The following is a 4,657-nucleotide window of genomic DNA, read 5'->3' on the forward strand; positions in this document are numbered from 1 at the left end:
ACCTTGGTTTGGTAGGGGAATTGCCGCGATACTATCTTTGAAATTGGGATTGTCAATTATGGAATTATCCTTGGTTGTGAGAATTTCATCCATCGTCTCCAAGTCAGACGCGAAAATTTCGTAACTTCCTAAAGTTGTATGCAATCCCCGTACTTTTGTTTCAATGCTGAAAGATGCTCCTTCTTTGACATCACTTTTTTTTGTAGCTGTGGTTAACTCTGTCCAAGCGGAGATTTTTTGCTTGTCTATATTCAGGGTATTGATGCTGAGTTCGTTGGATGAGGCGATCGCATCTAATCGAGCAACCCCTTTTTCCACACTCTCGGATTTTTCTACTACAAAAATCCAATGAGGAGTTGTTTGCTCTTTCCCAGGTAACAATGCTATGGCATATTCTCCTTGTACCCAGCTAAAAATATCCTTTGGTAAGTTTATACCCCAGCGTTTTTGAACATCTGCCAAAGGTTTTGCTAACCGAGAAACCACATCTTCCTCAGAACCATATATAGTTGCTGTTGCTTGTTTCCAGAGTTTGGCTAAATCACTGTCAGCCAAATTACTCAAATTCGAGCCGGAAATTGCTAAACCTGCGGATGCTGGAACATACTGCAATGCTCCCACAGGTTTAGATAGCGGTGCAGATGGAGGGACAATTTCCGATGAAGTCAAAATGGTGGTTTCTGCAAGCAATCCTTTAGGATTTAACACCAAGGATATAATTTGGCTGTTATAAAGTTGTTCTGGTAACTCTAACCCTTGCCATTTTGCTACGATGGGAAGATTCAAGAAAGCTACAGCTAATCCCCCTTTAAGCCGTTCTTCGGCAGCTTTTTGGTATTCGGGTGAGCTAGTCAAATTCAGATCGGGCGCTTGGACGTTATTGATAGCATCTTTTAGTACTTTCGGATCGTTGGCAAATAAGACGAAGCTTTCACCGACAACAGCACCAGCAAGCAAGTCTCGTTCTGGTTGAGAATTGTCAGAAATCAGTTTTACACCTTTATATTGTTCAACAGCTAAGTTTGCACCAGCTAAGGCTCGTTTAGAAAACAACAATTCGAGAAACTCGCGGCTTTTCTCAGGTTGCTTGGTTGCTAATGCCAACAAATACCCTTGCTGTTGTCCGTTTTCTGGATCGCGATCGATATCTAAGGTGGTGATAGCTAATGTAATTTCGTCTCCTAACCAGGGTTGAATGTCTTGTTTGTAATCTATGCCACTTTTAGCAAATAAACTGGTTTTGAGTTTAGATAGTTCCTCTTCCCGCTCCAACGCCTGCAAACGGTCAGGATTCGTCAATAACGAAACCATTACAGGGGAAAGTTTCGACACGAATATGGTTGCACCAGGCCCAGAGCTAGAAGCAATGAGGTTAGCCGGACTTTTGGCGAAAAACCAGTAAAAGCCAGCGATCGCAATTACTAGCAGGGCGATCGCCCCAGCTACGATAAAACCGATAAATGAACGTTGCCTATTCACATTAAACCTATTGAAAAAGACGGTTTAAAGCCATTTAAGCAGAAAGCCTAGCAGAATTAATCAACCCTCTTCAGAATGGATACTCATGCAAAGGCAGAGATTTTCTGTCACCATAAATAGGATTAGGACTGTTTATAGGGAATTCTTTTAGTCAACCCATGAACCAAATTAGTGTAGAAGAACTGGCGCAACGTCTTTCTTCTAGTGATGTAAGTATTCAGCTAGTAGATGTGCGTGAACCAGAAGAATTGGCGATCGCTAGCATTGAAGGCTTTGTTAACCTACCTTTAAGTCAATTTGCTGAATGGGGAGATCAAGTACCTACCCTCTTCAATCCCGAAGCCGAAACCTTGGTGTTATGCCACCACGGCATCCGCTCTGCCCAAATGTGCCAGTGGTTGATTGCTCAAGGTTTTACAAATGTGCAAAATATTTCGGGTGGTATTGATGCCTATTCCCAATTAGTAGACCCTTCAATTCCCCAGTATTAGCTTCTGCTCGGATACATCATTCAGATGGAACTTACTCTTCCATCTGACTTTTGCTATGCTAAAGATAGAAGTACATCAATTTAGAGGCTTGCCGGAAAGTTTGAAATTTGGGCATCAAGTACATCTGCACAAAAATGTTGGATTGCTCTAAATTACAGTTCGGTAGTAGACCCTGAAGAAAATACGTATCTAATAATACTGTTGCAAGCAGAAATTTATGCAAAAGTACGGTTAGAAAAAAGCATCGGAAGGGTACATTATAACTAGCAGTTTTTGCAAAAAAGTTGAGCTACTATTTCAACCCTAATCTTAAAAAATGCTTTGTACATAAACTTTAAAGATACTTATCATAATATAGTTATATAATTTGATACCTTAATAAATTATTAATATTTTCTGTTTTCGATTAAATCCACAAATCTCTTGAGAGTTTGATTAAAATTTGCCTTCAGCAAAACATACCATAATGGAAGTTCAGTTAACAAATCGACAACAGCATATACTTTGGGCAACGGTACGTCACTACATTGCTACGGCAGAGCCAGTTGGTTCAAAGGCTTTGGTTGAGGAGTACGACCTGGGTGTAAGCTCGGCGACAATTCGCAATGTGATGGGTGTTTTAGAAAAGTCTGGATTGCTCTACCAACCACACGCTTCTGCTGGACGTGTACCTTCAGATTCAGGCTATCGCATTTATGTTGACCAGCTAATTCCTTCTCTGCGAGATGCTACGCGAACGGAAACTTTAGGGCGAGAAGTAGAGGTGGCATTGCAAAAGCAGCTACAGTGGCAAGATCGAAGTTTAGAAACCCTACTGCAAGGAGCCGCGCAGATTTTAGCAACATTGAGTGGTTGCATTAGCTTGATCGCTATGCCGCAAACGACTACAGCGCTATTGCGACATCTGCAATTAGTGCAAATTGAGGCTGGGCGGATCATGCTGATTGTGGTAACAGATGGTTACGAGACACATTCCAAATTGATGGATTTGTCGCCAACACCAGAAGAAACACAACGGGATTCAGAGGTAATCGATCGTGAGTTGCAGATTGTTTCTAACTTTTTGAATAGTCACTTGCGGGGGCGAAGTCTGTTGGAATTAGGCCACCTCAACTGGAGCGAACTAGATCAAGAATTCCAACGCTACGGAGAATTTTTGAAAAACTCAGTTGCCGAATTGGCTCGTCGCACTCTTGCACCGACTGCAACCCAAATTATGGTTCGGGGTGTGTCAGAAGTTTTGCGCCAGCCAGAATTTTCCCAGTTACAGCAAGTACAAACAATTATCCACCTGCTGGAAGAAGAACAAGATCAACTGTGGCGATTAATATTTGAACAACCAGAACCAGAGGATGGTGGAAAACCAAAAGTAACGGTTCGCATTGGCGCAGAAAATCTATTAGAACCGATACGCACCTGCACCTTGATTTCTTCTAACTATCGCCGAGGTTCGATACCCGTAGGAAGTGTGGGAGTTTTGGGGCCAACGCGCCTAGATTATGAAAGTGCGATCGCAGTAGTAGCATCTGCTGCTGATTACCTCTCAGAAGCTTTCAGTTATTTCAATCCTTAAATCGTGTCATGTGATATTTAGAGATAAGCCACGACGGGTCTAAGCGAATAGACAATATAATAGCAGGCAGATAGCCCAATTTATAGCGGCAAAATCAATAATTAATACTACCAAAATCTTTCATGGTTAGAAAAATTGCCTTTAGCTTGCTGTGGCTGGGATTTGTGGTTTATGCTTTTTTCCTCGCGCCTCCTGAGCAACCCGGTACATTCGAGTTAATTAAAAACCTTTCTATTGGCCAGTGGCAAGGCATTAACCCGTTACTCATAGCACTATTCAACCTCATGGGCATCTGGCCTCTTATTTACAGTGCAGTAGTCTTTATTGATGGTAGAGGACAAAAAATACCTGCTTGGCTGTTTGCTACTGCCTCTTTCGGAGTTGGTGCTTTTGCCTTGTTGCCGTACTTAGCCTTTAGAGAACCAAATAATCAGTTTGTCGGTAAAAAGAATATCTTGCTCAAATTACTAGATTCTCGTGTGACTGGTTTTGTATTGACAATAGCCACAGTTATTCTAGTTACCTACGGTATAAGAGGTGGAGATTGGGGCAGTTTTGTGCAAGAGTGGCAAACTAACCGCTTCATCCATGTGATGAGTTTAGATTTTTGCTTACTTTGTCTATTATTTCCCGCATTGCTGGGGGATGATATGGCGCGTCGCGGCTGGAAAAATCCGCAGTTTTTCTGGTTAATAGCGTTGATACCGCTATTTGGGTCATTGGTTTATTTATCTGTGCGTCCACCTTTACAAGAAGTGGGTATAGAGTCCATATCCAAGCAGCCAGCAACGAATTGAAGAATAAAATGCATTTTTCATAATCCACTATCTGAAGTCCCCGCTTTTTCAAAGGTTTGGGGATTTTCTGTGGGTGCGTAAATCTCAAGAAAAAGTTTTTTCTGAAATTACTTTACAAAACGCAATAAATTCCTTAAGATGTGTAACAGGTAGTCAAACCTACCTAATTCATCTGCAAATAATCGCATTTATAAAACAATGACAACAACCTTACAACAGCGCTCAAGCGCTAACGTATGGGATCGATTCTGTGAATGGATCACCAGCACCAATAACCGGATCTACATCGGTTGGTTCGGCGTAGTAATGATCCCCAC

Annotated in this window: 4 protein-coding genes and 1 pseudogene; 4 read left to right on the forward strand and 1 reads right to left on the reverse strand. The window is 41.8% G+C overall.

Annotation, left to right across the window (positions count from 1 at the left end):
• Positions 1-1,479, reverse strand: a 1,479-nt coding sequence (locus IQ229_RS13785) for a DUF3352 domain-containing protein (protein WP_194044570.1), incomplete at its 3' end; no start/stop codon positions are given.
• Between the two features lie 158 nt (positions 1,480-1,637).
• Between IQ229_RS13785 and IQ229_RS13790 the strand changes: the two genes are divergently transcribed.
• The 4 genes and pseudogenes from IQ229_RS13790 to IQ229_RS13805 all read left to right on the forward strand — a co-directional run.
• Positions 1,638-1,970, forward strand: a complete 333-nt coding sequence (locus IQ229_RS13790; RefSeq protein WP_194044571.1) for a rhodanese-like domain-containing protein — start codon at positions 1,638-1,640, stop codon at positions 1,968-1,970.
• 466 nt (positions 1,971-2,436) lie between these two features.
• Positions 2,437-3,543: a heat-inducible transcriptional repressor HrcA gene (gene hrcA, locus IQ229_RS13795; RefSeq protein WP_194044572.1), complete on the forward strand. Its 1,107-nt coding sequence runs from the start codon at positions 2,437-2,439 to the stop codon at positions 3,541-3,543.
• A gap of 122 nt (positions 3,544-3,665) precedes the next feature.
• Complete coding sequence (locus IQ229_RS13800) at positions 3,666-4,340, forward strand: DUF2834 domain-containing protein (protein ID WP_194044573.1); 675 nt, start codon at positions 3,666-3,668, stop codon at positions 4,338-4,340.
• 198 nt (positions 4,341-4,538) lie between these two features.
• Positions 4,539-4,657, forward strand: a pseudogene (locus tag IQ229_RS13805) (photosystem II q(b) protein); the annotation flags it as partial.

Source organism: Nostoc cf. edaphicum LEGE 07299 (genome assembly GCF_015207245.1).
Lineage (GTDB): Bacteria > Cyanobacteriota > Cyanobacteriia > Cyanobacteriales > Nostocaceae > Nostoc > Nostoc edaphicum_B.

What these genes read in the sequence shown, in the direction of transcription:
- IQ229_RS13790 (WP_194044571.1), top strand. Translation starts at nt 1,638, where the DNA reads ATGAACCAAATTAGTGTAGAAGAACTGGCGCAACGTCTTTCTTCTAGT.
- hrcA (WP_194044572.1), top strand. Translation starts at nt 2,437, where the DNA reads ATGGAAGTTCAGTTAACAAATCGACAACAGCATATACTTTGGGCAACG.
- IQ229_RS13800 (WP_194044573.1), top strand. Translation starts at nt 3,666, where the DNA reads ATGGTTAGAAAAATTGCCTTTAGCTTGCTGTGGCTGGGATTTGTGGTT.